This is a genomic window from Devosia sp. YR412, from assembly GCF_900110945.1.
GTDB lineage: Bacteria > Pseudomonadota > Alphaproteobacteria > Rhizobiales > Devosiaceae > Devosia.
The window spans coordinates 336,745-359,882 of the sequence record NZ_FOFL01000003.1 but is presented as its reverse complement, the minus strand read 5'-3'; the positions used below and the strand labels follow the sequence as shown (position 1 = coordinate 359,882).

General features: G+C 63.7%; 26 protein-coding genes and 1 tRNA gene. 18 read left to right on the top strand and 9 right to left on the bottom strand.

What is annotated here, in order from left to right:
• The first annotated feature begins 1 nt into the window (after position 1).
• Positions 2 to 499 carry a CAP domain-containing protein gene (locus BM045_RS12995; RefSeq protein ID WP_092183919.1) on the top strand — a complete coding sequence of 166 codons (498 nt, stop codon included), beginning with the start codon at positions 2 to 4 and terminating at the stop codon, positions 497 to 499.
• Positions 489 to 716 carry a sulfurtransferase TusA family protein gene (locus BM045_RS12990; protein WP_244522990.1) on the top strand — a complete coding sequence of 76 codons (228 nt, stop codon included), beginning with the start codon at positions 489 to 491 and terminating at the stop codon, positions 714 to 716. Before BM045_RS12995 ends, BM045_RS12990 begins: the two co-directional genes overlap by 11 nt.
• Here BM045_RS12990 and BM045_RS12985 read toward each other — a convergent pair.
• Positions 713 to 1,606: an SDR family oxidoreductase gene (locus BM045_RS12985; RefSeq protein WP_092183916.1), complete on the bottom strand. Its 894-nt coding sequence runs from the start codon at positions 1,604 to 1,606 to the stop codon at positions 713 to 715. The genes BM045_RS12990 and BM045_RS12985 overlap by 4 nt on opposite strands.
• A 170-nt stretch (positions 1,607 to 1,776) precedes the next feature.
• On the opposite strand from BM045_RS12985, the gene BM045_RS12980 reads away from it, so the two are divergent.
• Entirely contained in the window at positions 1,777 to 2,028 is a 252-nt protein-coding gene (locus tag BM045_RS12980) for a hypothetical protein (RefSeq protein ID WP_092183914.1), read from the top strand.
• A 14-nt stretch (positions 2,029 to 2,042) separates the two neighbouring features.
• Here BM045_RS12980 and BM045_RS12975 read toward each other — a convergent pair.
• The 3 genes from BM045_RS12975 to BM045_RS12965 form a co-directional block, all read right to left on the bottom strand.
• A tRNA-Leu gene (locus BM045_RS12975) sits at positions 2,043 to 2,126 on the bottom strand.
• Positions 2,127 to 2,154: 28 nt separating this feature from the next.
• Positions 2,155 to 2,463: an AzlD family protein gene (locus BM045_RS12970; protein WP_092183912.1), complete on the bottom strand. Its 309-nt coding sequence runs from the start codon at positions 2,461 to 2,463 to the stop codon at positions 2,155 to 2,157.
• Positions 2,453 to 3,172, bottom strand: a complete 720-nt coding sequence (locus tag BM045_RS12965; RefSeq protein WP_092183910.1) for an AzlC family ABC transporter permease — start codon at positions 3,170 to 3,172, stop codon at positions 2,453 to 2,455. Before BM045_RS12965 ends, BM045_RS12970 begins: the two co-directional genes overlap by 11 nt.
• Positions 3,173 to 3,727: 555 nt before the next feature.
• Between BM045_RS12965 and BM045_RS12960 the strand changes: the two genes are divergently transcribed.
• The gene (locus BM045_RS12960) at positions 3,728 to 5,086 is read left to right on the top strand and encodes an MATE family efflux transporter (RefSeq protein ID WP_092184205.1); all 1,359 of its coding nucleotides are present in this window, start codon (positions 3,728 to 3,730) and stop codon (positions 5,084 to 5,086) included.
• A 54-nt stretch (positions 5,087 to 5,140) separates the two neighbouring features.
• On the opposite strand, the gene BM045_RS12955 is transcribed toward BM045_RS12960, so the two are convergent.
• A complete protein-coding gene (locus tag BM045_RS12955) occupies positions 5,141 to 5,560 on the bottom strand; it encodes a winged helix-turn-helix transcriptional regulator (protein WP_092183908.1) in 420 nt (139 codons plus the stop codon).
• Between the two features lie 139 nt (positions 5,561 to 5,699).
• On the opposite strand from BM045_RS12955, the gene BM045_RS12950 reads away from it, so the two are divergent.
• Positions 5,700 to 8,156 carry a beta-glucosidase gene (locus tag BM045_RS12950; protein WP_092183906.1) on the top strand — a complete coding sequence of 819 codons (2,457 nt, stop codon included), beginning with the start codon at positions 5,700 to 5,702 and terminating at the stop codon, positions 8,154 to 8,156.
• Positions 8,157 to 8,194: 38 nt separating this feature from the next.
• On the opposite strand, the gene BM045_RS12945 is transcribed toward BM045_RS12950, so the two are convergent.
• Positions 8,195 to 8,797, bottom strand: coding sequence for a DJ-1/PfpI family protein (locus tag BM045_RS12945; protein WP_092183904.1), 603 nt, complete (start codon positions 8,795 to 8,797; stop codon positions 8,195 to 8,197).
• Positions 8,798 to 8,955: 158 nt separating this feature from the next.
• On the opposite strand from BM045_RS12945, the gene BM045_RS12940 reads away from it, so the two are divergent.
• The 4 genes from BM045_RS12940 (at position 8,956) to BM045_RS12925 (ending at position 11,766) form a co-directional block, all read left to right on the top strand.
• On the top strand, positions 8,956 to 10,122 hold the full coding sequence (locus BM045_RS12940) for a D-alanyl-D-alanine carboxypeptidase family protein (RefSeq protein ID WP_170848496.1): 1,167 nt from the start codon (positions 8,956 to 8,958) through the stop codon (positions 10,120 to 10,122).
• Positions 10,123 to 10,288: 166 nt separating this feature from the next.
• Positions 10,289 to 10,972 (top strand): outer membrane protein, encoded by a 684-nt coding sequence (locus BM045_RS12935; RefSeq protein ID WP_092183901.1) that lies wholly within the window; start codon positions 10,289 to 10,291, stop codon positions 10,970 to 10,972.
• A gap of 163 nt (positions 10,973 to 11,135) precedes the next feature.
• Positions 11,136 to 11,444 (top strand): putative Ig domain-containing protein, encoded by a 309-nt coding sequence (locus tag BM045_RS12930; protein WP_092183899.1) that lies wholly within the window; start codon positions 11,136 to 11,138, stop codon positions 11,442 to 11,444.
• Between the two features lie 25 nt (positions 11,445 to 11,469).
• Positions 11,470 to 11,766: a putative Ig domain-containing protein gene (locus BM045_RS12925; protein WP_092183897.1), complete on the top strand. Its 297-nt coding sequence runs from the start codon at positions 11,470 to 11,472 to the stop codon at positions 11,764 to 11,766.
• A 388-nt stretch (positions 11,767 to 12,154) separates the two neighbouring features.
• Here the strand turns inward: BM045_RS12925 and BM045_RS12920 are convergent, their stop codons facing one another.
• A complete protein-coding gene (locus tag BM045_RS12920; RefSeq protein WP_244522989.1) occupies positions 12,155 to 12,535 on the bottom strand; it encodes an FMN-binding protein in 381 nt (126 codons plus the stop codon).
• A gap of 8 nt (positions 12,536 to 12,543) precedes the next feature.
• Positions 12,544 to 13,413: an FAD:protein FMN transferase gene (locus BM045_RS12915; RefSeq protein ID WP_092184201.1), complete on the bottom strand. Its 870-nt coding sequence runs from the start codon at positions 13,411 to 13,413 to the stop codon at positions 12,544 to 12,546.
• 310 nt (positions 13,414 to 13,723) lie between these two features.
• Between BM045_RS12915 and BM045_RS12910 the strand changes: the two genes are divergently transcribed.
• The 4 genes from BM045_RS12910 to BM045_RS12895 all read left to right on the top strand — a co-directional run bounded on the left by BM045_RS12910 (position 13,724) and on the right by BM045_RS12895 (position 17,410).
• Positions 13,724 to 15,145, top strand: coding sequence for an MFS transporter (locus BM045_RS12910; RefSeq protein ID WP_092183895.1), 1,422 nt, complete (start codon positions 13,724 to 13,726; stop codon positions 15,143 to 15,145).
• 100 nt (positions 15,146 to 15,245) lie between these two features.
• Positions 15,246 to 16,154: a LysR family transcriptional regulator gene (locus BM045_RS12905; RefSeq protein ID WP_092183893.1), complete on the top strand. Its 909-nt coding sequence runs from the start codon at positions 15,246 to 15,248 to the stop codon at positions 16,152 to 16,154.
• A gap of 108 nt (positions 16,155 to 16,262) precedes the next feature.
• Entirely contained in the window at positions 16,263 to 16,721 is a 459-nt protein-coding gene (locus BM045_RS12900) for a cytochrome P460 family protein (protein ID WP_092183891.1), read from the top strand.
• On the top strand, positions 16,721 to 17,410 hold the full coding sequence (locus tag BM045_RS12895; protein ID WP_092183889.1) for a DUF4405 domain-containing protein: 690 nt from the start codon (positions 16,721 to 16,723) through the stop codon (positions 17,408 to 17,410). The genes BM045_RS12900 and BM045_RS12895 overlap by 1 nt, the downstream gene beginning before the upstream one ends.
• Here the strand turns inward: BM045_RS12895 and BM045_RS12890 are convergent.
• On the bottom strand, positions 17,407 to 18,444 hold the full coding sequence (locus BM045_RS12890; protein WP_092183888.1) for an alpha/beta hydrolase: 1,038 nt from the start codon (positions 18,442 to 18,444) through the stop codon (positions 17,407 to 17,409). The genes BM045_RS12895 and BM045_RS12890 overlap by 4 nt on opposite strands.
• 248 nt (positions 18,445 to 18,692) lie before the next feature.
• Here BM045_RS12890 and BM045_RS12885 point away from each other — a divergent pair, with 248 nt between their 5' ends.
• The 5 genes from BM045_RS12885 to BM045_RS12865 are packed head-to-tail and all read left to right on the top strand — an operon-like array spanning position 18,693 to position 22,972.
• On the top strand, positions 18,693 to 19,574 hold the full coding sequence (locus BM045_RS12885) for an aldo/keto reductase (RefSeq protein ID WP_092183886.1): 882 nt from the start codon (positions 18,693 to 18,695) through the stop codon (positions 19,572 to 19,574).
• 25 nt (positions 19,575 to 19,599) lie between these two features.
• Positions 19,600 to 20,337: an SDR family oxidoreductase gene (locus tag BM045_RS12880; protein WP_092183885.1), complete on the top strand. Its 738-nt coding sequence runs from the start codon at positions 19,600 to 19,602 to the stop codon at positions 20,335 to 20,337.
• Between the two features lie 55 nt (positions 20,338 to 20,392).
• The gene (locus tag BM045_RS12875; RefSeq protein WP_092183883.1) at positions 20,393 to 21,385 is read left to right on the top strand and encodes an aldo/keto reductase; all 993 of its coding nucleotides are present in this window, start codon (positions 20,393 to 20,395) and stop codon (positions 21,383 to 21,385) included.
• A 44-nt stretch (positions 21,386 to 21,429) separates the two neighbouring features.
• Positions 21,430 to 22,587 (top strand): aldo/keto reductase, encoded by a 1,158-nt coding sequence (locus BM045_RS12870; RefSeq protein ID WP_092183881.1) that lies wholly within the window; start codon positions 21,430 to 21,432, stop codon positions 22,585 to 22,587.
• Between the two features lie 22 nt (positions 22,588 to 22,609).
• The gene (locus BM045_RS12865; RefSeq protein WP_092183879.1) at positions 22,610 to 22,972 is read left to right on the top strand and encodes a hypothetical protein; all 363 of its coding nucleotides are present in this window, start codon (positions 22,610 to 22,612) and stop codon (positions 22,970 to 22,972) included.
• The last annotated feature ends 166 nt before the right edge of the window (positions 22,973 to 23,138 follow it).

The following is a 23,138-nucleotide window of genomic DNA, read 5'->3' as shown; positions in this document are numbered from 1 at the left end:
CATGACCTTTTTGCGCGCCCTCAAGCCGGCCATTCTGCCGCTCGCCACTCTTTTGGCTGCGGCAACGCTCGCCGCCTGCAGCATGGGCGGCATGGCCGGGGGCGGCAGCACGACGGCGGGCGCGCTGTCGCAGGGCCTGTCGGCCCGCATGGACCAGCCAGGCGCGACGCTCAATCGGGCCGAGGCCATCGGGCTGATCAATGCCTATCGCGCTACCAATGGCCTGCCAGCGCTGGTCTCCGATACGGCACTCGACGGCACCGCCCAGGCTTTGGCCAATCAATATGCCCAGACGGGCACCCCGCCCGGCTCGCCGCAGGGGCTGACCATGAAGCTAAGCGCCGGTTACGCCACCTTTGCCGAGACCTTCTCGGGCTGGCGCAACAGCCCCGCCGACGCGGCAGGCCTGCGCGCCAATGCAACCAAGGCGGGCGTTGCAGTGATGTTCAACCCCAGCTCCAGCTATGGGATTTACTGGGTGCTGGTTCTTGGCAACTGAGCCTGAAATCATCGACGCGCGCGGGCTGAAATGCCCGCTGCCCGTGCTCAAGATGGAGAAACGCCTGGCGGCTCTGCCGCCCGGCGCCGTATTCGTGGTGCTGGCCACCGACCCGATGGCCAAGGTGGATATTCCGCTGCATTGCAAGCAGCAGGGGCATGACTATGCCATCGAGACCGACGGCGATGTCATGCGCTTTACCATCACCCGCGGCTAGGCCACGCCGCCGCTGCCGGTGGCGCCGAACACTTCGCCATTGATATAGCTTGCCTCCTGCGACGCCAGCAGCACATAGACCGGCGCCAGTTCCACCGGCTGTCCCGGCCGGCCGAAATCGCTGTCCTTGCCGAAATTCTCGACTTTCTCGTCGGGCTGGCCGCCGCTCGGCTGCAGCACGGTCCAGAAGGGGCCGGGTGCCACGACATTGGCACGTACGCCTTTCTCGATCAGTTGCTTGGACAGCGCCTTGGTATAGGCAACGATGCCGGCCTTAGTTGTGGCATAATCGAGCAGGATCTGCGACGGATCATAAGCCTGGATCGAGGCTGTGGTGATCACCGATGCGCCGGGCGGCAGGTGCGGCGTGGCGGCCTGGGCGATCCAGTGTAGCGCATAAAGATTGGTCTTGAGCGTCGCGTCGAAATCTTCCGTCGTGACCTGCGAAATATCCTCACGGAACTGCTGGCGCGCCGCATTGATGACGAGAATATCCAGCCCGCCAAAGGCTTCTACCGTCTTGCTGACCAGTTGCTGGCACCAGCTTTCATCCTTGATATCGCCCGGCAGGGCCAGCGCCTTGCGGCCCTCGGCCTCGATCAGCGCGATGACCTCCCTGGCATCGGCCTCCTCGCTGGGCAGGTAGCTAATGGCGACATCGGCGCCCTCACGCGCATAGGCGATGGCAGCGGCGCGACCGATGCCGGAATCGCCACCGGTAATCAGCGCCCTGCGGCCCTTCAGCTTGCCCGAGCCCTGATAGCTTTCCTCGCCATGATCTGGCTTGGGGTCCATTTTCGCAGCGACGCCGGGCGCCGCCTGCTTCTGCTGCGGAAACGGCGGGGCCGGATATTGCTTGCGCGGATCCTGCATGGTGAGACGGTCGGCCATGGGTGTGCTCCTTGAATGTGTGAGCGGCCAATGGTTTCACGACCCAGTCCGTTCCGACCTTTTCCGAAGCCGAAGGGCGCGGGTAACCCTTCGCCAACCATGCTCAGGCTTCTACGGAACAACCCGTAGGCGAGATCGTTCAGCGCCGGTTCTAGTACCGGAGCGACGTCTTGCCCGCAGATTTTGACCTCGATAAGCGGCTGCGCAAATCGGCCCGCATGCTGCGCGCCTGGAACTGGATGGCGGTAATTTCAACGCGGCGGGCCGAAGCTGTGCACATCCTGCGCGAAGAGGCCAAATGGCTGATCCAGCTGGGGCTGGAGCATCCTCGTCATGCTCGCCGTATCGGCCGGCTGATCGTCGCCTATCGGCGCTTGATCGAGGCGATCGAGCTCAGGATGCAGCAGCAGGAAGCCGCATAGTACTATGGGGAAAGTGGTGCCCCCCGCCGGACTCGAACCGGCACGTCTTGCGACGGAGGATTTTGAGTCCTCTGCGTCTACCATTCCGCCAGAGGGGCACGATTGAGGTCTCTAGCGCAGGTCGGATCAGGCTGCAAGCCAGAGACGCGCGAGATAGACCGCCAGAACGCCGGCCGCCATGGCCGGCAACAGGCTGCGGGTGGCGACAAACACCAGAGCCGTCGCCGCGGCAGCAATCAGTTCGGCCGGACTGCCGGTGACAATGGCCGGGGCGACCAGCGAGGCCAGCACGGCGCCGGGAATATGTTTCAGCCAGGCGGCGGCAAAGCCGTGGCGCGGCAGGCGATTGGCCAGCAGCAGGCCACCGGCCTTGACGGCAAAGGTGACCAGCGCCATGCCCAGGATGGCGATGAGGGCTTCCGGGCTAGTCCACATGGCGCACCTTGTCTGCAATGGCGCCGGCCAGACTGCCGACAATGCCGCCGATCAATATGTACCAGCTGCCGGGAATGAGTTTGGCCGAGATGATGGCGGCCAGCGCTGCCACCAGCCAAGGAATGATATCGCCCTTGCCCTTCCACATGCCGAGCAGCAGCGCGAGGAAAGTGGCGGTGAAGGCGAAGTCGAGCCCGTAGGTGCGCGGGTCATCGATAGCCGAGCCCAGCGTATGGCCGATCACCGTGGTGGCCATCCAGCAGGCATAGGCAAACACGCCACCGCCGAGGAGGAAGGCCACGGTGCCGCGTCCCTTGGCCATTTCGCCGACCGTCATGGCCCAGGTCTCGTCCGAGACAATGCCCATCAGCAGCGCGCCCTTGACCTGCTGGTCGGGTCGGAACAGCGGGCGCAGGGTTGCGGTGAGCAGCAGATAGCGCAGGTTGACGATCAGCGCGGCGAGGATCAGCGGCCCAATCGGCAGGGTGGATGGTGTAACAGTCCAGAGGTCGAGCGCGACGAATTGCGCCGAACCGGCAAACACCAGCCCGCTCATCAGGATGACTTCCAACAGGCTCAGGCCCGCGCCGCGCGCCAGCACGCCCCAGACCACACCATAGGCGGCCACCGAAATGACCACGGGAATGCAGGCGCGGGCGCCGGCATAGAACTGGTCGGAGAAGCGGTAGGGTGTAGTGGCGATGGACATGATGCGCTTGTAGCGAGGGATGGGTTGGAGTGCATCGGGGAATCGGCAGTGGGGTGATGACAAGTGGTGATGGTGGGTATTTGTGGTGGTGATGCACCGTGCATTCAGCCACGTGCGAAAGTGCTGCACTTTGGGGTGACACTGAGTTGCCCACACCCTCGGTGTCACCCCGGCCTTGAGCCGGGACCCATCCTGAGATTTTGCCGCACGCCGCCAGATCGAGCCACCTTGCGGCTGTGGCGCGATCTCGAGATGGGTCCCGGCTCAAGGCCGGGATGACATCGTGGGGGTGAAGGTCTTCAGATGAACAATCGGCGGGGTGGGTACCGTCCGATGGATTGGGAGACATTGGTTCACTCCACCCAGACACATTGACGCAGCCTGCTCCCCCGCGCTACCAAACCGGCGTGTCATTTCCATGCCTCCCGCGCCCGTCCAGCCGGCACTCGAAACATCGCGTGTGAACAGGTCCCTGCAGTCGCCCGGTTTCCGGACCGCCTGCCCAAGGGCCAGTGACGTGACGCTATTGTTTCGTGATCCTTCGGAGTGTTTTTCATGACCCCGCAATCCCGGCCGCTCTGGCAGCGGTTCCTGGTGTTTCTCGTGCCGCTGATGGCCGCCAATATATTGCAGGCGCTGTCGGGCACGCTCAATTCCATCTATGTCGGCCAACTGATCGGCGTTGAAGCGCTCGCCGCCATCGCCACCTTCTTCCCGATCCTGTTCTTCCTCCTCAGCTTTACCATTGGCCTCTCGGCTGGCTCGACCGTTCTCATTGGCCAGGCCTGGGGCGCCAAGAATATCGACAAGGTCAAGCAGGTCACCGGTACGACCATGGCCACGGCCATCATGCTGGGCCTCGTGGTCGCGGTGGTCGGCGGCGTCTGGACCGAACAGATCCTCTCGGTGCTCGGCGCGCCGGAGAATATCCTGCATATCGCCGTGGGCTATGCCCGCATCATGTTCGTCTGCATGCCGGCCTTCTTCATCTTCTTTGTCGCCACCTCGGTGCTGCGCGGCGTGGGTGACACCGTGACGCCGCTGCTGTCGCTGATCATGTCCATGCTGGTGGGCCTGGTGGTCACGCCTGCGCTGATCCTCGGCTGGTTCGGCCTGCCGCAGATCGGCGTCAACGCGGCGGCCGTGGCGACCATTTCCGGCTTCGTCACGGTCATCATCTTTCTCGTCATCTATATGCGCGCCCGCAACATGCCGCTGGCGCCCGATCGCGTGCTGCTGACCGCCATCGTCCGGCCGGACGTCAAGCTGCTCGGGCTGATCCTCAAGCTGGGCGTGCCTGCGGGCCTGCAGATGGTGACCTCATCGGTGGCCGGTATTGTCGTGGTGGGGCTGGTCAACCGCTTCGGCTCGGACGCCACCGCCGCCTATGGCGCGCTGGGCCAAGTGATGAGCTATGTGCAGTTCCCGGCCATGTCGATCGGCATTGCCGCCTCGATCTTTGGCGCCCAGGCGATTGGTGCCGGACAGATGGACCAGCTGCGTGCCATCACCCGCACGGCGCTGGTGCTCAACCTCATCATCACCGGCGGATTGATCACCCTGGCCTATCTGTTCAGCCAGCATCTGGTGGCGCTGTTCATCACCGATCCCGCCGTGGTGGAGCTGACCGAGACGCTACTGCACGTGGTGCTGTGGAGCATTTTGTTCTTCGGCTGGAGCGTGGTGTTCTCCGGCATCATGCGCGCCAGCGGCACGGTCTATGCGCCCATGCTGATCGCTCTGGCCTGCATCCTCTGCATCGAATTGCCGGGCGCGATCTGGCTGAGCCAGACCAGTCTGGGCCTCACCGGCATCTGGGTGGCCTATGCGGCCAGCTTCACCATGATGCTGGTGCTACAGGCGAGCTGGTATCGCTTTGTCTGGCTGAAGAAGAAAATCGTGGCGCTGGTTTAGCGCATACCCCCCACCTAACCTCCCCCTGAAAAGGGGGAGGAATCCGGCCGGTGCTTACCCCTGCGCGTAGGCGACTTTGCGGGGTTCGGCGGCAGCGGCGACGGCAGTTTCGCGGGCGTCATAGATGTCGCGCGCTTCGATGATCGCGGTGTGGTGCTCGGCCGACCAGTCCCACAGCTTGCTGATCGGGCCGTCCAGCGTCTTGCCCATTTCGGTCAGGCTATATTCAACCCGCGGCGGCACTTCCGGATAGATGGTGCGGGTGACCAGGCCATCGCGCTCGAGATTGCGCAGGGTCAGCGTCAGCATGCGCTGGCTGACGCCATTGATGGTGCGCTTGAGCTCGTTGAAGCGCAAAGTGCCATTGCGGCCCAGCATGCCGACGACCATCACGCTCCACTTGTCGCCGATGCGATTGAGGACATCGCTCATGGCGTGGCAATTGGCGGATTTGGATGTGTCGTGCAGGGACATGGCAAGGCCTCGGGTCGGTATCTCAGTCACTTATATAGCCACGGTTCCTTTCTGTGCCTAGGGTACAATTGCCATGTCGGTTGACAGGTCGGCGCCAAAGCCTGTCACTCAGGGCAAAACGTCTGCCGAGGAGCCTGCCATGAGCGACCGTATCGAAAGCCTTGCCGAACAGATGACGCTCGAAGAAAAAGTGTCGATCCTGTCGGGCGAAGATTTCTGGTCCGTGCCGGCCATTCCGCGCCTGGGCATCGGCAAGCTGCGCGTCACCGACGGGCCCAATGGCGCGCGCGGCGGCGGCTCGCTGATCGGCGGCGTCAAATCGGCGAGCTTCCCGGTCGGCATCGCTTTGGGCGCCACCTGGAATGTCGATCTGGTCAAGGAAATCGGCGCGGCGCTGGCCGACGAGGTCAAATCCAAGCAGGCGCATATGCTGCTGGCGCCGACGGTCAATATCCACCGCTCGGTGACCAATGGGCGCAATTTCGAATGCTATTCGGAAGATCCGATCCTCAGTGGCGAACTGGCCGTGGCCTATATCACGGGCCTGCAGGGCGAAGGCATTGCCGCAACGATCAAGCATTTCGTCGGCAATGAAAGCGAGATCGAACGCACCACCATGTCGAGCGAGATCGACGAGCGGGCTTTGCGCGAAATCTATCTGGTGCCCTTCGAAATGGCGGTCAAGAAAGCCGAGACCTGGGGCGTGATGAGCTCCTACAATAGGCTCAACGGCACTTTCACTTCCGAACATGAGTGGCTGCTGACCGACGTGTTGCGCAAGGACTGGAATTATCAGGGCATCGTCATGTCCGACTGGTTCGGCAGCCATTCCACCGCCGAGACGGTCAATGCCGGGCTCGACCTCGAAATGCCGGGGCCGCCGCGCGATCGCGGGCAGAAGCTGGTCGATGCGGTCAAATCCGGCGCGGTCAGCGAGGCTATCCTCAACCAGCGCGTCATCGCCATGCTGCGGCTGATGCAGCGGGTCGGTTCGCTCGACGATCACCGCGAATTCAAGGAAGTGGCCAATGATCGGCCGGAACACCGCGCGCTGATCCGCCGCGCCGGTGCCGAGGCGGCGGTTTTGCTCAAGAACAATGGCGCATTGCCGCTCAAGGGCCATGGCAGCATTGCCGTCATCGGGCCGAATGCCAAGGTCGCGCAGATCATGGGCGGCGGCAGCGCCCAGCTCAATGCGCATTATCGCATCTCGCCGTGGCAGGGCCTGGTGGAGGCCCTCGGCGAGGAGCGCCTGCGCTATGCGCCCGGCTGCACCAACCACCGCTTCGAGCCGCTGCTGCGCGGCGCCTTTACCGTCGAATATTTCGCCAATGAAACGCTGGCGGGCGAGCCGGTGCATATCGGTGCGCAGGACGAGGCGCAGGCCTTCTGGATTGGCAATGTCGCCGAGGGCAAGGTTGATCCGCTGCATTTTTCGGCGCGGCTGACCGGCAGCTTTACGCCTGACACCTCGGGCGAGCATCGTGTCGGTATCTATGCGGCCGGCTTCGCCAAGGTCTTCATCGATGGCCAGCTGGTGGCCGATGACTGGACCAACTGGACCAAGGGCCGCACCTTCTTCGAGGAGGGCAGCGACGAGGTGGTCGGCACAATGCAGATGGAGGCCGGGCGGACCTATGAAGTGGTGATCGAATTTGCCACCAAGGGTTTTGCCACACTGGGACTCGCCGCCTTCGCTGCCGGTATCGGCCTACCGCTGGGCAATGCGGCGATTGCCGAGGCGGTGCGGATCGCCCGCAATGCCGATACGGCGATTGTCTTCGTCGGGCGCAATGGCGAATGGGACACCGAAGGCTCTGACCTGCCCTCGATCGACCTGCCGGGCCGGCAGAACGAACTGGTCGCGGCGATTGCCCAGGCCAATCCCAATACCATCGTGGTGCTGCAGACCGGCGGCCCGGTGGAAATGCCGTGGATCGGTTCGGTGGTGGCGCTACTGCAGGCCTGGTACCCGGGCCAGGAAGCCGGCAATGCCATTGCCGATGTGCTGACCGGCACGGTCGAACCCTCCGGTCGCCTGCCACAGACCTTTCCAACCCGCTGGGCCGACAATCCCGCCCATAGCCAGGACCGCGAAGTCTATCCCGGCCACGAAGGCAAGGTGCGCTACGAAGAGGGGATTTTCGTCGGCTACCGCCACTACGACAAGCACGGCATGACGCCGCAGTTCCCGTTTGGCTTTGGGCTCGGCTATGCCAGTTTCGAGATTGGTGACCTCACCGTGGACGACGCCGAGTTCGAGGCCGAGGGCACGGTGATGGTCGGCGTCACCGTCAGCAATACCTCGCATCGCGATGGCGCGACGGTGGTGCAGCTCTATGTCTCGGACGATGCAGCATCCGACCCGCGGCCGGAAAAGGAGCTGAAAGCCTTCCGCAAGCTGACGCTGCGGGCCGGCGAAACCCGCCAGATCACGCTGACGCTCGACGCCCGCGCCTTTGCCTACTACCGGACCAAAGCCGAGCATTGGCTGGTAGAAGACGGCAGCTTCACGCTGCGCGTGGGCCTGTCCTCCGCTGACCTGCCGCTGAGCGCACAGGTCAGCCGCAAGACGACGCTGATGCTGCCGGTCTAGACTTGCCATTCGAGCATGGCTCTCATGGCCTTCTCGCCTCAGATCGCTCCCCTGGAGCGGTCTGCCCTGCGGGACGGGTCGAAGTGCTCGGCCGCATGGAGCCCGAGGTAATAGTCGAGATTGCCGTCGCGCAGGCCGAGTGACTGCATCACCCCGGCCATGAAGCTGACCGGCGCCGTTCCGGGGGCCGTGACGATCTTGCCGGCGACGACGGCGGATGGCTGATCCTGATAATGGTCGGCACCCTGGTAGCCAGTGGGCGGCAGGTTTTCGGCCGAGTTGGAGGTGTGTTCGATGTCGTCGAGCAGACCGGCCTTGGCCAAAGCCAATGTTGCATCGCAAATGCCGGCCACGACCTTGCCGGCGTCCCGCGCGGCGACCAGCACCGTGGCGATATCCGGCGCGTCATCCTGGCTCCAGGCCGATCCGCCGTTGACCACCAGCGCGTCTATGGCACTGACATCAATGTCTTCTACCGCCAGATCCGGCGTGACCTTGAGCCCGCCTGACGAGGTGACATGCGCCCCGCCCGGCGTCGCGAACCGGGTCTCGACGCCGTAAAAGCTGCGTGCCACCGCGTTGAGCAGGGCGGTTTCCCAATCGGCATAGCCCTCGGTTAGAACGGTGATGATCGTGGTCATGGTCTGTCTCCTCTTGCCGCGAAAGACTGATGCAGAAGGGAGACAGATCGTGTCAGCAGCGTTCAATTGCCTGTCAGACCGCCCGCCTTCCATTGAGGTAAACCCGGCTCGCTGGTAGAAGGATGCCGATTTTCCAGCCTTCGTGGAGCCGTTTGCCCGTGCTGTTTGCTCGCCGTCTTGTCCTCGCCCTCCTCCTGGCCGTGCTGAGCCTTGCGCCCGTCCGTGCCAACCCGATGCTGCTGGTCGACATGGACAATTTCAGCGTGCTCTATGCCGATGAAGCGGGCCAGCCCTGGCATCCGGCATCGCTGACCAAGATGATGACGGCCTATGTCGCCTTCGAGCAGATCGCCGCTGGCAAGGTGACGCTGCAGACGCCCGTGGTCATTTCCAAGAATGCCTGGAACGAAGCGCCGTCGAAATCCGGCCTGCCGGTGGGCAGCGCGCTCTCCATGCAGGATGCGCTCTATGTCATGCTGGTCAAATCGGCCAATGACGTCTCGGTCGCCATTGCCGAAACCGTCGGCGGTGACGAGGCAACCTTTGTCGCCATGATGAATGACGCCGCCCAGCGCATGGGGCTGACGGCCACGCACTACGCCAATCCCAATGGGCTGCATGATCCGGCCCAGGTCACCTCGGCCCGCGACCTGGCCGTGCTGGCGCTCTACATCCGCCAGAGCTTTCCGCAATATCTGCCGATCTTCGGCACCGGCACCGTGGTGCTCAATGGCAAGAAGCTGGAATCGGAAAACAAGCTGCTGGCAACCTTCGCCGGCACCACCGGCATGAAGACCGGCTTTGTCTGCGCCTCTGGGCTTAATCTTGTCGCCACTGTGGAGCGCAATGGACGCCGCCTGCTGGCCGTGGTGCTGGGCGGTTCGTCCGGCCGCGACCGCAACGAGCGCGCCGCCGAACTGCTGCTCAAGGGCCTCAACGGCGCGACCCAGCCCACCGGCCAGACGGTGCTGACCCTTGGCAATAATGTCGGGGCTGCGCCGGTCGATATGCGCCCGCTGATCTGCGGCAAGGATGCCAAGACCTATGTCGCTGGCCAGGAAGCCGCCTTCCCGATGGGCCTCAAGGGCCAGCCGAGCAATCTGATCGACACCATCGTGCCGGCCTCCTATGTCGCCACCGACCTCGGCCGCATTGCCGTCGGCGTCAGCCTGCCGCGCCCGCGTCCGGCCCATGTAGCGCTCTATCCGGTGCCGGTGACCGAGGCCTCGCTGTCCGGCGATCTGCGGCCGGGCGTCATCGCAGTGCCCGCCGTCGCCGCCGGCAGCGCGACGCCCTATCCTCGCCCGCGCCCCGCCTCGCGCTGATTTTCCAGCGCGCTCAGCACCATCGACAAAGTTCCATGCGTCCAACGCAGAAGTGAACGCCAGCCATGGCGCTTCTGCATGCCGTTAACCGTGTTCCTTACCGTGGTGTTAAGGCCTTGGGTCGCATTTTGCGCTCAACATTAACCACCTACTGACGAGGATCCCCATGAAGCGCATTGGCATCACACTCGCCGCGTTCCTTATGGCTTCCGCCGCGGCCCAGGCAGCGGATCTTGGCTGGAACGGCGGCGGCTCCAGCGCCATCTATTCGCCCACCCCGGTTTCCGGCTGGTCGGGCTTTTACGCCGGTGTTAACGGCGACTACGGTTTCGGCGGCGTTACCCGTCGCGCCACCATCGGCGGCCCCACTACCGAGAACAACACCAATGGCGCAGCCTTCGGTGCCCAGGCCGGCTACAATCTCGACATGGGCGGCTTCGTGCTCGGCACCGAAGCGGATCTGCAGTGGTCGGGCATCGGCTATAGCGAAGCCGTTGGCGCCGACACGTTCAAGTCCAGCGTCGATTTCTTCGGCACCGTCCGCGGCCGCGCCGGCATGAGCTTTGGCCAGGTCATGCCCTATGTCACCGGCGGCTTCGCCGCTGGCCGCGGCACGGCAAGCCTGACCAATGCCGGTGGCGTCACCACCTCGCAGTCGGCCACCCACATGGGCTGGACGCTCGGCGCCGGCCTCGAGGCCAAGGCAACCGACAACATCTCGTTCAAGGCCGAATATCTCTACGTCGACCTCGGCACGCAGAGCTACAACGGCCTGCCCGCCCCGATCGGCAACCAGGACGTCAGCCAGCGCTTCAGCGTCGTCCGCGCCGGTATCAACTACAAGTTCTAGCGATCGGCCATCGACCGCTTGGAAATGTAGGCGCGTGAATCGTTTTATCCACTAAGCCTAAAATTTTGGGGTCCGGAGCTCTCAAGATGCCCAGAAACACTGGGTTTCATGAGTGTCCCGGGCCCCAATTGATTCCAGTTATCCATTAGTGCTTCAATCAGGCTTGAAGGTTGATGTTGTTCGCCGGATCGACCATGGCGGCAGCGTGGTCGACACATTCGACCTCGTGGTCAATAAGTTCGACCGCGGTCCGCGCGACATGGTGCCGATTGCCGAACAAGCCGGCACCGCCGGTACCGGCTTCAGCTATACCGTTTCGGCCGGCGCCTTTGTCGACGACGAGCCGATGACCTATTCCGCCAAGCTGGCCGATGGCAGCCCGCTGCCAGGCTGGCTGGTGTTCGATGCTACCACACGCACCTTCAGCGGCAAGCCACCTGCGGGTCAGGCGGCAGTTTCGATATCCAGCTGACGGCGCGACCCCGGCGGCCAATGCTGTGCCAGTAGTCGCCAACGACATCGTCGACAAGGTCATAGCCGATGACGGCCAGTTCAGCTTCACCCTCCCGGCTAATACCTTCGCTAATAGCGATTGGCGACGCGCTGAGCTCAGTGCCCGCACCGGGCCTGGGGCGGCGCTGCCAGCCTGGCTCAAGTTCGATGCGGTAAGCCGAACATTCTCCGGGCGCCCCGACGATGACGACATCGGCAAGATCGCCATCGCGGTCACCGCCAGCGACAGCAAGGGCGGCACGGTGTGTCGGCGCACAAATAGTTTCGCCCAAACTCGGTGAAAATGCGGAATGAGTCTTCGTGCATAAACACTCAATGGGAATCGGAGTGAAATAATTGCTCCGCCCAAGGTGGGGCGGGCGCGGCATCAGGTTTAATGGTTTGTCTGAAGACGTGATCTGAACGCGATGGTGCGAGATAGGCAATGGGCAAACAAGCGGATTAAGGGTCGACAGGAAACTGACGGCCTTCTTTTCGTGCTTTAGGCGGCAACCCGGTCATTCAACTCCAGCCAGTCGCCATGTCTGGATGGGGGTGGGTAGCGGACTGGCGGCTTTCAGCTTGGACACCGGTGAAAGCTGCCACTCCAGATTGGGAGTGCCTACAGGCCAGCACCGCCTTGGCGGATGGGGCGGCTTGCCGACGTTCGAACCAGCAGACGCGCGTTTCTCAAACTGCCGCCTGCCGCTTGATCTGTGCGATAGCGTCGTTGAAGCCGACCGGGGTGCCGCTCGAGCCGGCCAGCTTGCCGACGTTGACCTCGTCGATCGATTTGCCGACCACGACAGCCGGGACCGCTTCGGCGAAGGCCTCCTGCAATTCGAGCGAGCGCGGTACGTAGGCATGTGGCTCCACGTCGACGGAGCGGATAATGCCATCCTGCAGTTCGACGGTGACGGTGATGTGGGACGGCTGGCCGCCATATTCACCGGTGGCGGTATAGGTGCCGTCCTGATAGGGCGCTGGCTGCGCGTGCGCGTTGGCGGCCGAGAAGGCCAGAAAAGTTGCCGCGGCGCCGGACAGGCGCAGTCTCTGCATTGGGTCAGTCATCTTGTCTCCTAGGTGAAAAGTGTGCCGGGGAAGTTGGTCGTTCGTTCGGCGGTGCCATCGACGAACATGCGGACGGCTTCGAAATCGAAATGCGGTCTGAGTTGCGCGGCCGGCACGAAAAACAGTGCCGTCGCCAAGCCATCCGCCACGGTTGCGCTGGCGGCTGTCACCCAGGTGGCCACGACCTTGCGCACTGGATCGCCACTGCGCGCATCGAGCACGTGATGCAAGCCATCGCCCCAGGCGCGTCGGTTGGTGGCAGAGGCACAGAGCGCATTTACACCCAGGTCGGCGACCCCGATCACGCTGCGCTCGGCAAAGGGATGTTCCAGGCCTACACGGGTCGTGCCCGATCCGCTGCGGCGCATGTCGCCCGAGCCATCCACCAACACATCGGCATGGCCTGCCTTGGCAAGGATCGCCGCGATCCGATCGACCAGAAACCCCTTGCCGGCGGCGCCGAAATCGATGGTGACGGGTTGTTTGACCTGCAATTGGCCGCCTTGTCGAACAAGGGCCGTTTCCCAACTCTGGTCTCGCGGCGGCCGTCCGGGTTTTGGCCTGAGGCTATAGCTGGCATCGTATCCCCAGTGTTCGAGTTGGGCACCGACCAGGGGATCGACGGCGCCATGGGTCAAGTCGGACAGCCGGTCGTAGAGCTCGAACAGGGCAATGTCTTCGTCGGGAAGAACCATCTGGTCCACCTCGCCGCGGGCAATCCGGGTCACGAGCGAGTCCGGTCGAAACCTGGACCAACGCCGGTCGAAGCTCTCCACGCAATCGAGGATCTCGGCGCGCACCGCCGGGCCGATCGGTTTGGCGGTGTCGATCACCCAATGCGTGCCGATGCCTTCGAAGCTGACTGTACGGTCGCCCATGCTGGCGTCGTTCGGGGCTTGCGTCTGGCTCTGCATGACAACCACAACGCCCGGGCCAGCATTCGGATTATGCCGCCTCGACGCATGGACCTAGTGTCATTTTCGATCAATACGCACACCAGCTACTGGGTCCTCCTCGTCGGATTGATTAGCCAGGCCACTAAGACCGTGATGATTTGGGCGTCTACAGTCCGACCTTTCGGCCGCTTAGGTTCAGCCTTGCCACCAGGTCAGCAGGGTTGTCACCCGCAGCCAGAAGAATGGCTGCACCTGGTGCCCGCGACCTGTCCGCGGGCAGAAATGAGCGCTCATGTCCGTGCCGAAATCCAATCCCAACACGATCCTGGCGATCGTGCTCACCGCCTATTTCATGATCGTGCTCGATCTTTCCATCGTCTATACCGGCCTGCCGGAAATCGGCGTGACCATGGCGCTCGATCCGGTGTCGCTTAGTTGGGTGCAGAATGCCTATCTCCTCTGCTTCGGCGGCTTCCTGCTGCTGTCGGCGCGGCTGGGCGATGCCTTCGGGCGCAAACGGATCTTCCTCGTCGGCATCATGCTGTTCACCCTGTCCTCGGTGGTGATCGGCCTGTCGCAGACCGCCTGGGAGCTGATCGCCGCGCGGGCCGTGCAGGGCATCGGCGCCTCGATACTTGCGCCGACCGTGCTGTCGATCATCTCGGCGACCTTCGCGGAAGGCCGCGAGCGCACACGGGCCCTGTCGCTCTATTCCATGGTGGCCGGTTTCGGCGCCAGCCTGGGCCTGGTGCTTGGCGGCATCTTTGCCGGCCTCGTCTCCTGGCGCGTCGGCTTTCTCATCAACCTGCCGGTCGGCATTGGCCTGTGGTTTGCCGTCCGCCGCGTGCTGAGCGAGACCGCACGCACCGATGCCAGGTTCGACATCCCGGGTGCGGCGACCTCGACCATCGGCTCGACCGCCCTGGTCTACGGCATCGTCAATGCCGCGGCACTCGGCTTTGGGCATCCGGTGACTCTGACATCCTTTGCCGTCGCCATCCTGGTGCTGATCGGCTTTATCTGGATCGAGTCGCGGGCCGCCGCGCCCGTGCTGCCGCTGCGGCTGTTCGCCAGTGCGGAGCGTTCGGTGGCCTACGTCGCGCGCATGCTGGTGGTCGGCTCGATCGTTGCCTTTTTCTTCTTTGCCACCCAGTTGATGCAGCAGGTGCTGGGCTTTTCCCCGCTGTGGGCCGGCATCGGCTTTTTGCCGATGACCATCCCGACCTTCATTGCCGCCCTGGCGGTTCCCCGTCTGGCTGCGCGGCTTGGCCAGGCCGGCGTGCTGGTCATCGCCATCGGCCTACTGGCCATCGGGCTTTTCCTCCTGGCCCAAGCCGGCCCGAGCGCCAATTATTGGACCGCCGTGTCCATACCGATGCTCATTCTCGGCTTCGGCAATGGCGCCATTCTGGGACCGCTCACCACATTCGGCCTGCGGGCGGTCGAGCCGCGCGACCAGGGTGCCGCCTCGGGCATGGTCAATGTGGCGCATCAGATCGGCGGCTCGCTGGGGCTGAGCGTGCTCGTCGTGGTGTTTGCCGCGGCCGGTTCCAGCGATCTGGTCGGCACGGCCCTGCTCAGTCACCAGATCAACATGGCCCTGCTGGGCGCTGCGGCGATGAACCTCCTGGCGATCATCCTGATCCTGGTCTTCATCGCGCCGCTGCAGCCCGAATTTTCCTGGCTGCAGGGTCACAGGAGCCGCCCCGCCTGACGGGAAATACGCCCGGGTCACCAAAACGTCAGGTTGCGCCACTTTCGCACTTATTGACGGGGAGCTAAGTTCCCCTGCGAGCAAGAAGCGAGACAAATGAATGGCGCTGCCCAATTTCAACGACCTGGCTGCCTTCGTGGTCGTCGCCCGCGAGCAGAGTTTCACCAAGGCGGCGGCCAAGCTGGGCGTGTCGCAATCCTCGCTGAGCCAGACCATTCGCGGCCTCGAAGAGCGCCTCGATATCCGCCTGCTGACCCGAACGACCCGCAGCGTGGCGCCAACCGATGCCGGCGCACAACTGCTCAAAAGTCTCGAACCCCGTTTCGAGGAGATCCAAGGCGAGGTCAACGCGCTGTCGGAAATGAAGGACCGGCCCTCGGGCACGATCCGCATCACTGCCGGCGAGCATCCGGCCCTGTCGGTCATCGGACCGGCCCTGCCCAAATTCCTCGGCGACAATCCCGGCATCAATGTCGAGATCATCGTCGACTATGGTCTCACCGACATCGTCGCCGAGCGCTACGACGCTGGTGTGCGGCTGGGGGCGCAGATCGCCCGGGACATGATCGCGGTGCGGATCAGCCCGGACATTTGCATGGCCGTGGTGGGGACGCCGGACTATTTCGCTCGTTTTCCGGCGCCGGTTACCCCGGAAGACCTGACCGGGCATAACTGCATCAATATCCGCCTGCCCACCTATGGCACGCTGTTTCCCTGGGAATTCGAAAAGCACGGCCACGAGATCAAGGTGCGGGTCGAAGGCCAGGCCGTGTTCAACAATACCGGCATGCGGCTCGCCTCGGTGCTGGAGGGAATCGGCCTCTCCTACCTGCCCGAGGACCAGGTGCTGGAGCATATCGCTGCGGGGCGCCTGGTGCGGGTGCTCGAGGACTGGAGCCCGACCTTTACCGGCTACCATCTCTACTATCCCAACCGCCGCCACCATTCGGCGGCCTTCTCGCTCTTCGTCGACGCCATGCGCTATCGCGGCGCTGCCCAGACGGCTTGAGGTCCGTACGGACTGAGAAGCACCGCTTATCGGACCTATCGGGCAGACGCGCCTAATCGGGCAGGGACCGAGTGCCTAACTTGGACCCGAACAACCCGATGAGGCCGCATGACTTTCCGTATTCCCTTCGCCCTGGGCGGCTTGCTGCTCGCCGGTATTTTTGCCCTTGAGGTGCTGCCCGCGGCCGCCGAGCCGAACCGCGTCGTTTTCCCCGACCTCGAGGCGCTCGAGCACTATACGACGGTCACCCGCGGCGAAGTCACCGAGCATATGCTGACCTCGCCCGAGGCCCTTGCCGCCGTGCGGGCCGGTCAACCCATGCCCGATGGCACCCACGTCGTGCTGGTTGATTATCGCGGCGGCGAAGTGTTCCGCTATTTCATCATGCAGAAGGGCGCCGGCTGGGGGGAAGATTACGCCAATCGCACCGGCGACTGGCAGTTCCAAGCCTTCCATCCCGACAAGTCCAACAACACGGCCGAGGCGGCCGACCGCTGCATGGGCTGCCACCAATCGCGCGGCGACAGCGAATTCATGTTCACCTTCAGCGATATCCTGAGCGAGTGATGAGCGCCGGCCTGAGCGTTAGCCCTGCCACAAGGCTCGCGGTGGTTCTGGCCGCCGCGGTCCTGTTCGTCCTTGGCCTGGCCTATTGGTGGCAGGGCAACCTGTTCCACGAGATCGTCGGCACCCTGTTTCTGGCGCTGCTGATCCTGCACAACTTCACCGTGCTGCGCTGGTATGGTGCCCTCGGCAAGGGCCGCTGGCCCCCCCGGCGAGGCTATGCGGCGCTGATCAATGCCGCGATCCTGCTGCTGATGCTCGGTCTCGCCGTCACCAGCCTGATGGTCTCGCAGACGCTGTTTGCCTTCCTGCCGATCGATGTCGGCTACTCGGCCCGCGAGGCGCATGTGCTCGTGGCCTATTGGGCGCTTGTTGCCATGGGGCTGCATCTGGGGCTGCACTGGTCGCGAGTCATGGCCCTGGCGAGGCGGCATCTCGCCGTGGACTTCCCTGCCATAGGCTGGATCGCCCGGGCCGGCGCGCTGCTGATCGCGCTTTATGGCGCCTACAGCATGATGCAGGTCTTGCTGGTCGACAAGCTGCTCAACATCCCGGCGCTCGACATGTGGGACTTCACCACCAATGCGGGCGGCTTCATGCTCCACTATGGCGCGATCGTCGGGCTCTTCGCTTGCATCGGCCATTACATGGCAGCGGCCCTGCAGTCCCTGCGCAGCACCCGCGCCGTCTAGGGCGCGACCTGCCAGAAGGCGACGGCTTCGGCGATCCAGCCTTCCGCCGGCGTGCCCTGCCCGGTGCCGAAGCCATGGGCGACACCCGGCACGACGCGATATTGCACCGATGTGCCGCGCGCCCGGAGCGCCTTCACCCGCGCCTCCATGGCCGACGGCGGCGCAATCCCGTCATGCTGGCCGACGATCACATAGGTGGGTGGTTCCACTGGGGCGATGTCCGCATGGCTGGTATAGGCCATCACCACGGCAGCGGGCCCGGGCAGATCGTCGCCACCAAAGGCGGCAACGCCATGCGAGCCGATCAGCGCCGCCATGCGGGCCCCGGCCGAACTGCCCCAGACGGAGTACTTGTCGGTGCCAACATCCAGCGCGTCAGCATGCGCAAAGATGAACGAGAGTGCTGCCGCCATATCCTCGGTGGCCACGCGCTGGCCCTGGCCGACCCGATAGCGCAGCACGAAGGCATTGTACCCGAGGTCGCTGATGGTTTGCGCATAAGGCAGGCCCTCATGCAAGGTTCCGACATAGGAAAATCCGCCGCCCGGGGCGATCAGCGCAAAGGGCGCGCCGGGATGGCCCCGCAACAGGAACAGTCCGGTATCTGCTTTCGCCGGATCCCGGGCGATCTCGTTTTCCCCGTAGATCGGGTAGAAAACCTGTTGTCCGGCGAGGGCGTCCGCGGCCAGGCGATCGAGCGACCCGGCAATCTCTTCGGGGTGGACATTGCTGTGATAGGGCAATAGCGAAGCGATCGCTCTGAGCTTCAGATCGGCATCGAACAGCGGCCCCGGCCGCGGCAGCAGATGCTGGCCCAAGCCAGCGAAGGCCGGATTCCGCACGATATCCGCCAGGGCGTCATCCACGCCGAAATGTACCGCATCACCGGGTTGCGCCTGGGTGATGGCCGCCAGCGGCTCGAGCCCGGCGGCGAGCGGCGCCGTCGACAGTCCCATGGTCACGAGCCAGCCAGCGAGGGCCTGGCCGCGGCTGCGCTTCCCGGAGCGGGTGGCTGAAGACTTGGTCTTTGGCATGGGTCCGATGCTGTCATTGCCCCACCAACATCGCGCTGGCCCGATGGTATGGCTAGCCCGGCAGTGCCGATAGCGCCGATAAGGCTGGCCACTCAATCGCCGCAGCTGAAGGTGCCCAACGCATCTGGATGCCACTTCTATTCATTAGCTGGGGTTCTTGGCCCAAGTGCCATCGAGGTCCTAATCGACGCCCCTGATCGGGCCTAGCTATTGCACAGAAAAAACCACTCGATGCGTAGGAGCTCCGAATGTCGGTGTCGAATTTAACCTTGAACAATGGCGTTACCATGCCGGCCCTGGGCCTGGGCGTGTTCCAGACGCCGCCCGAAGAAACCAGCCAGGCGGTGGAAGCGGCGCTGCGCGTCGGCTATCGCCATATCGATACCGCCGCGGCCTATGGCAATGAGCGCGAAGTCGGCGCCGCCATCGCCCGCTCGGGCCTGGCGCGATCCGACATCTTCATCGAGACCAAGATCTGGATCAGCGACTACGGCTATGAGCAGACGCTGCACGGCTTCGACAAGAGCGCCGCCAAGCTGGGCATCGAGCAGATCGACCTGCTGATCCTGCACCAGGCCCTGCCCTCGGCCTTCGACAAGACCCTGGATGCCTATCGGGCGCTGGAGACGCTGTTGGCCGACGGCAAGGTGCGCGCCATCGGCGTGAGCAATTTCATGCCCGAGCATATCGAGCAACTGCTGGCTGCCGCCAAGGTCGTCCCCACGGTCAACCAGATCGAGGTGCACCCCTATTTCCAGCAACGAAAGCTGCAGGAACTGAACAAACAGCACGACATCCTGACCCAAGCCTGGTCGCCCATCGGCGGCATTACCTTCTATCGCGGCGGCAACAAGAGCACGCTCGAGGATCCGGTGATCGTCGAGATCGCCCGCCTGCATGGCAAGTCCGCCGCCCAGGTGATGCTGGCCTGGCACCTGCAGGAGGGCCGCTCGGTGATCCCCAAGTCGGTCAAACCCGCCCGCATTGCCGAGAATTTCGATGTCTTCGATTTCACCCTGTCGGCTGAACAGATAGCGCAGATCGATGCGCTCGACACCGGTATGCGCGGTGGACCTGAACCTGAAGCCATCACTCTTGAAGCCTATGGCCGTGCCATTCCCGAGGCATGAGCTTTCGCCTGAACTAGGAAATACCATGGAAAACGTAAGTGGAAAAATCGTCGCCATAACCGGCGCCAGCTCGGGCCTCGGTGCCGAGACGGCGCGGCAACTTGTGGCGGCCGGGGCCAAGGTGGTGCTCGGCGCGCGCCGGCTCGACCGGTTGCAGGCGCTCGCCGATGAACTCGGCGCGGCCAATGTCGCGGTCTTTGCCCTCGATGTCACCGATCGCGACCAGGTTCGCGCCTTCATCGACTTTGCCGTGACGACCTTTGGTCGCGTCGATGTCGTCATCAATAATGCCGGCATCATGCCACTGGCGCCGCTCGACATGGCCCGTCTCGACGAATGGGACCAGGCGATCGACGTCAATATCAAGGGCGTGCTCTGGGGCATTGCCGCGGCCCTGCCGCACTTTCAGGCCCAGAAGAGCGGCCATTTCATCAATGTCTCCTCCGTCGCCGGCCATACGGTGCGCCAGGGCAATGCCGTCTATGCCGCGACCAAGCATGCCGTCCGGGTCATCTCGGAAGGCCTGCGGCAGGAGGTCAAAGCTTACAATATCCGCACCACCATCATCTCCCCCGGTGCCGTGGATACCGAGCTGCCCGCTTCGGTCAAAGCACCGGGCGTGGCCGAGGGCATTGCCGGCTTCTACGAAAAGCTGGCTATCCCGGCCTCGAGCTTCGGCCGCTGCGTGCTCTTCGCCATCAGCCAGCCGGCCGACATGGACGTCAACGAGATCCTCTATCGCCCCACCGCGCAGGAGGGCTAGCCGATCATCCGGGGCGCCGTCGGCGCCCCGGCCTGCTTGAACCGAAAGGAAACAGATGGAAAAACGTCAACTGGGCCGGTCAGGCCTTGAAGTTTCGGCCATCGGCCTGGGCTGCATGGGCATGAGTGCCGCTTATGGCGCCGCCATGGACCGCAAGGAAGCCATCACGCTCATCCGGTCCGCCGTCGATCGCGGCATCACCTTTTTCGACACGGCCGAAGTCTATGGCCCCTATGCCAATGAAGAGCTCGTCGGCGAGGCGCTGCGGCCGGTGCGCGAGCAGGTGGTCATCGCCACCAAATTCGGCTTCGACATCGAGAACAGTGCCGGCTTTGCCCGCAAGCCGATCAGCCAGCCGGCCCATATCCGCAAGGTCATCGAAGGCTCGCTCAAGCGCCTGCAGACCGACTATATCGATCTCTATTACCAGCACCGCGTCGATCCCGACACACCGATCGAGGATGTGGCCGGCACGATCAAGGATTTTATCGACGAGGGTAAGGTGCGCCATTTTGGCCTGTCCGAGGCCGGCGCCGCCACCATCCGCCGGGCCCATGCCGTGCAGCCGCTAGCCGCCTTGCAGAGCGAATATTCGCTCTGGTTCCGTGATCGGGAAAAAGACATCCTGCCGCTGCTCGAGGAGTTGGGCATCGGCTTCGTGCCGTTCGCGCCGCTGGGCAAGGGCTTCCTCACCGGCAAGGTGGATACGGCGCAGACCTTTGGCGACGACGACTTCCGCAGCAAGCAGCCCCGCTTCTCGGCGGAAAACCGCGCCGCCAACCAAGTCTTCGTCGACGTGATCAATGGCGTTGCCACCTCGAAGAATGCAACGGCCGCGCAGGTCGCGCTGGCCTGGCTCCTGGCGCAAAAGCCCTGGATCGTGCCGATTCCCGGCACCACCAAGCTGCACCGCGTCGAGGAAAATATCGGCGCGACGACCCTTGAGCTGAATGCCGACGACCTGGCGCAGATCGAAGCCGGCTTGGCCGGCATCCGTCCGCAGGGCGACCGCTATCCACCGGCCAATGCCGCCATGGCCGGCCGCTGAAAGCTGAAAAGAACGCACGACCCCATAAACGAAAGGAACGCAATATGACGTCCAGTGAATCCATGTCCATGAGCCGGCGGGGCCTGCTCGCCGCGGCCGGCGCTCTGGCCGCGGTACCGTTGATCGGCGCCGCCACCGCGCAGGCGCAGGACGCCGCGTCGGGCTCGTCTGCTACCACTGCGCCCGCCACCCCTCAGCGCCGCATGCTGGGCACGCTGGAAGTGTCCAGCATTGGCCTGGGCGTGCAGAACATGAGCCGCACCTACCAGACGACCGTGCCGACGCGCTCGGAGATGCACAACATCATCCGCGCCGCCTTCGACAATGGCGTAACCTTCTTCGATGCGGCCGAGGCCTACGGCCCCTGGGAGGTCGAGCGCATTCTGGGCGAAGGCATCGCCTCCTTCCGCGACCAGGTGGCCATCACGTCAAAGTTCGGCTGGAACATCGACCAGGAGACCGGCGAGCGCCTCCCCGGCCTCAACAGCAAGCCGGACCACGTCAAGCTGGTGGTCGAGAACATGCTCAAGCGCCTCAACACCGATCGCATCGACCTGCTCTACCAGCACCGCGTCGATCCCCAGGTGCCGATCGAGGACCTGGCCGGCGCCATCCAGGAATTGATGGACGAGGGCAAGGTGCTGCATTGGGGTCTCTGCGAAATGGGTCTGAACACCCTGCGCCGCGCCCATGCGACGACCCCGGTCAGCGCCGTGCAGAGCGAATATTCCATGCTGTGGCGCGGCCCGGAAGACCAGGTTCTCGACACCTGCGAGGAACTGGGCATCGGCTTCGTGCCCTGGAGCCCGCTGGGTGTGGGCTTCCTCACCGGCGCCATCGACGCGGCGACGCGCTTCGCCCCCGGCGATATCCGGGCCAATGAAGGCCGCTTCTCGGAGGACAACCTGCCGCACAACCTGGCCTTGGTCGATCTGGTCAAGGACTGGGCAGAACGGAAAGAGGCGGCCCCCGGCCAGATCGCACTGGCGTGGCTGCTGGCGCAGAAGCCGTTCATCGTCCCCATCCCGGGCACGACGCAGATGGCCCACATGCTGGAAAACACTGGCGCTGCGGCAATCGAATTCACGGCAGACGAAGTCAGCGATCTGAACGCTGCAGTTGCCGCCATCGAGATCCAAGGCGCCCGCCTTCCCGATGCTGTCCTCGCCTTTTCCGGCGTCGAGGCGGCCGAGCGCTCCTGATGACAACTCGGCAAGGCGCCTCATGGCTGAGGTTTTGAGCGTAGTTGCTGGCATCGAGCGCCCCATGAAAGCTAGGGAGGTGGCAGCGTTCCTTGGTACTAGGGCAGGGAACATCCGCAATCTAGCCACGAACGGTTTTCTCTCCAGCCCCACGACGGACCAACTGCCGGCCGGTCTTACCCACGTTTTCGATCGTGCCCAGATCGAAGATTTTCATCGCACTTATGTCTCGAAGACCGCGCTGAAGAAGGACTTGGTGTCGGGTTTCGAATTCGGCGTGCTGATAGGCCGTGGTCTTGAACCGGCATCGACTTGGGTATCAAGAAGGAAAAAGGGCAGGACCATTTTCTATCGCAGATCAGAGGTCGAAAAACGTCGCACCTGACGTATGAGGCAATGGATGGGGAAGGCCGCGCACACTGGCGCGGCCTTTTTGTTTGCGTTTGTAATCTGGCCCAGCGCCACCGTCGATTTGGATATTTGGTTTAATACAAGCATTGGAAAACAAAGTGGTTTTTGCCCTGAGTGGATATTTGGTTTCGCGCGCCTAT

Excerpts from the sequence above, each read along its gene's own strand:
- BM045_RS12915 (WP_092184201.1), bottom strand. The coding sequence starts at position 13,413 with ATGGGCGACCGTACAGTCAGCTTCGAAGGCATCGGCACGCATTGGGTG.
- BM045_RS12920 (WP_244522989.1), bottom strand. The coding sequence starts at position 12,535 with ATGACTGACCCAATGCAGAGACTGCGCCTGTCCGGCGCCGCGGCAACT.
- BM045_RS12995 (WP_092183919.1), top strand. The coding sequence starts at position 2 with ATGACCTTTTTGCGCGCCCTCAAGCCGGCCATTCTGCCGCTCGCCACT.
- BM045_RS12970 (WP_092183912.1), bottom strand. The coding sequence starts at position 2,463 with ATGTGGACTAGCCCGGAAGCCCTCATCGCCATCCTGGGCATGGCGCTG.
- BM045_RS12965 (WP_092183910.1), bottom strand. The coding sequence starts at position 3,172 with ATGTCCATCGCCACTACACCCTACCGCTTCTCCGACCAGTTCTATGCC.
- BM045_RS12960 (WP_092184205.1), top strand. The coding sequence starts at position 3,728 with ATGACCCCGCAATCCCGGCCGCTCTGGCAGCGGTTCCTGGTGTTTCTC.
- BM045_RS12950 (WP_092183906.1), top strand. The coding sequence starts at position 5,700 with ATGAGCGACCGTATCGAAAGCCTTGCCGAACAGATGACGCTCGAAGAA.
- BM045_RS12955 (WP_092183908.1), bottom strand. The coding sequence starts at position 5,560 with ATGTCCCTGCACGACACATCCAAATCCGCCAATTGCCACGCCATGAGC.
- BM045_RS12910 (WP_092183895.1), top strand. The coding sequence starts at position 13,724 with ATGTCCGTGCCGAAATCCAATCCCAACACGATCCTGGCGATCGTGCTC.
- BM045_RS12935 (WP_092183901.1), top strand. The coding sequence starts at position 10,289 with ATGAAGCGCATTGGCATCACACTCGCCGCGTTCCTTATGGCTTCCGCC.
- BM045_RS12875 (WP_092183883.1), top strand. The coding sequence starts at position 20,393 with ATGGAAAAACGTCAACTGGGCCGGTCAGGCCTTGAAGTTTCGGCCATC.
- BM045_RS12890 (WP_092183888.1), bottom strand. The coding sequence starts at position 18,444 with ATGCCAAAGACCAAGTCTTCAGCCACCCGCTCCGGGAAGCGCAGCCGC.
- BM045_RS12880 (WP_092183885.1), top strand. The coding sequence starts at position 19,600 with ATGGAAAACGTAAGTGGAAAAATCGTCGCCATAACCGGCGCCAGCTCG.
- BM045_RS12885 (WP_092183886.1), top strand. The coding sequence starts at position 18,693 with ATGTCGGTGTCGAATTTAACCTTGAACAATGGCGTTACCATGCCGGCC.
- BM045_RS12905 (WP_092183893.1), top strand. The coding sequence starts at position 15,246 with ATGGCGCTGCCCAATTTCAACGACCTGGCTGCCTTCGTGGTCGTCGCC.
- BM045_RS12865 (WP_092183879.1), top strand. The coding sequence starts at position 22,610 with ATGGCTGAGGTTTTGAGCGTAGTTGCTGGCATCGAGCGCCCCATGAAA.
- BM045_RS12985 (WP_092183916.1), bottom strand. The coding sequence starts at position 1,606 with ATGGCCGACCGTCTCACCATGCAGGATCCGCGCAAGCAATATCCGGCC.
- BM045_RS12945 (WP_092183904.1), bottom strand. The coding sequence starts at position 8,797 with ATGACCACGATCATCACCGTTCTAACCGAGGGCTATGCCGATTGGGAA.
- BM045_RS12900 (WP_092183891.1), top strand. The coding sequence starts at position 16,263 with ATGACTTTCCGTATTCCCTTCGCCCTGGGCGGCTTGCTGCTCGCCGGT.
- BM045_RS12895 (WP_092183889.1), top strand. The coding sequence starts at position 16,721 with ATGAGCGCCGGCCTGAGCGTTAGCCCTGCCACAAGGCTCGCGGTGGTT.
- BM045_RS12870 (WP_092183881.1), top strand. The coding sequence starts at position 21,430 with ATGACGTCCAGTGAATCCATGTCCATGAGCCGGCGGGGCCTGCTCGCC.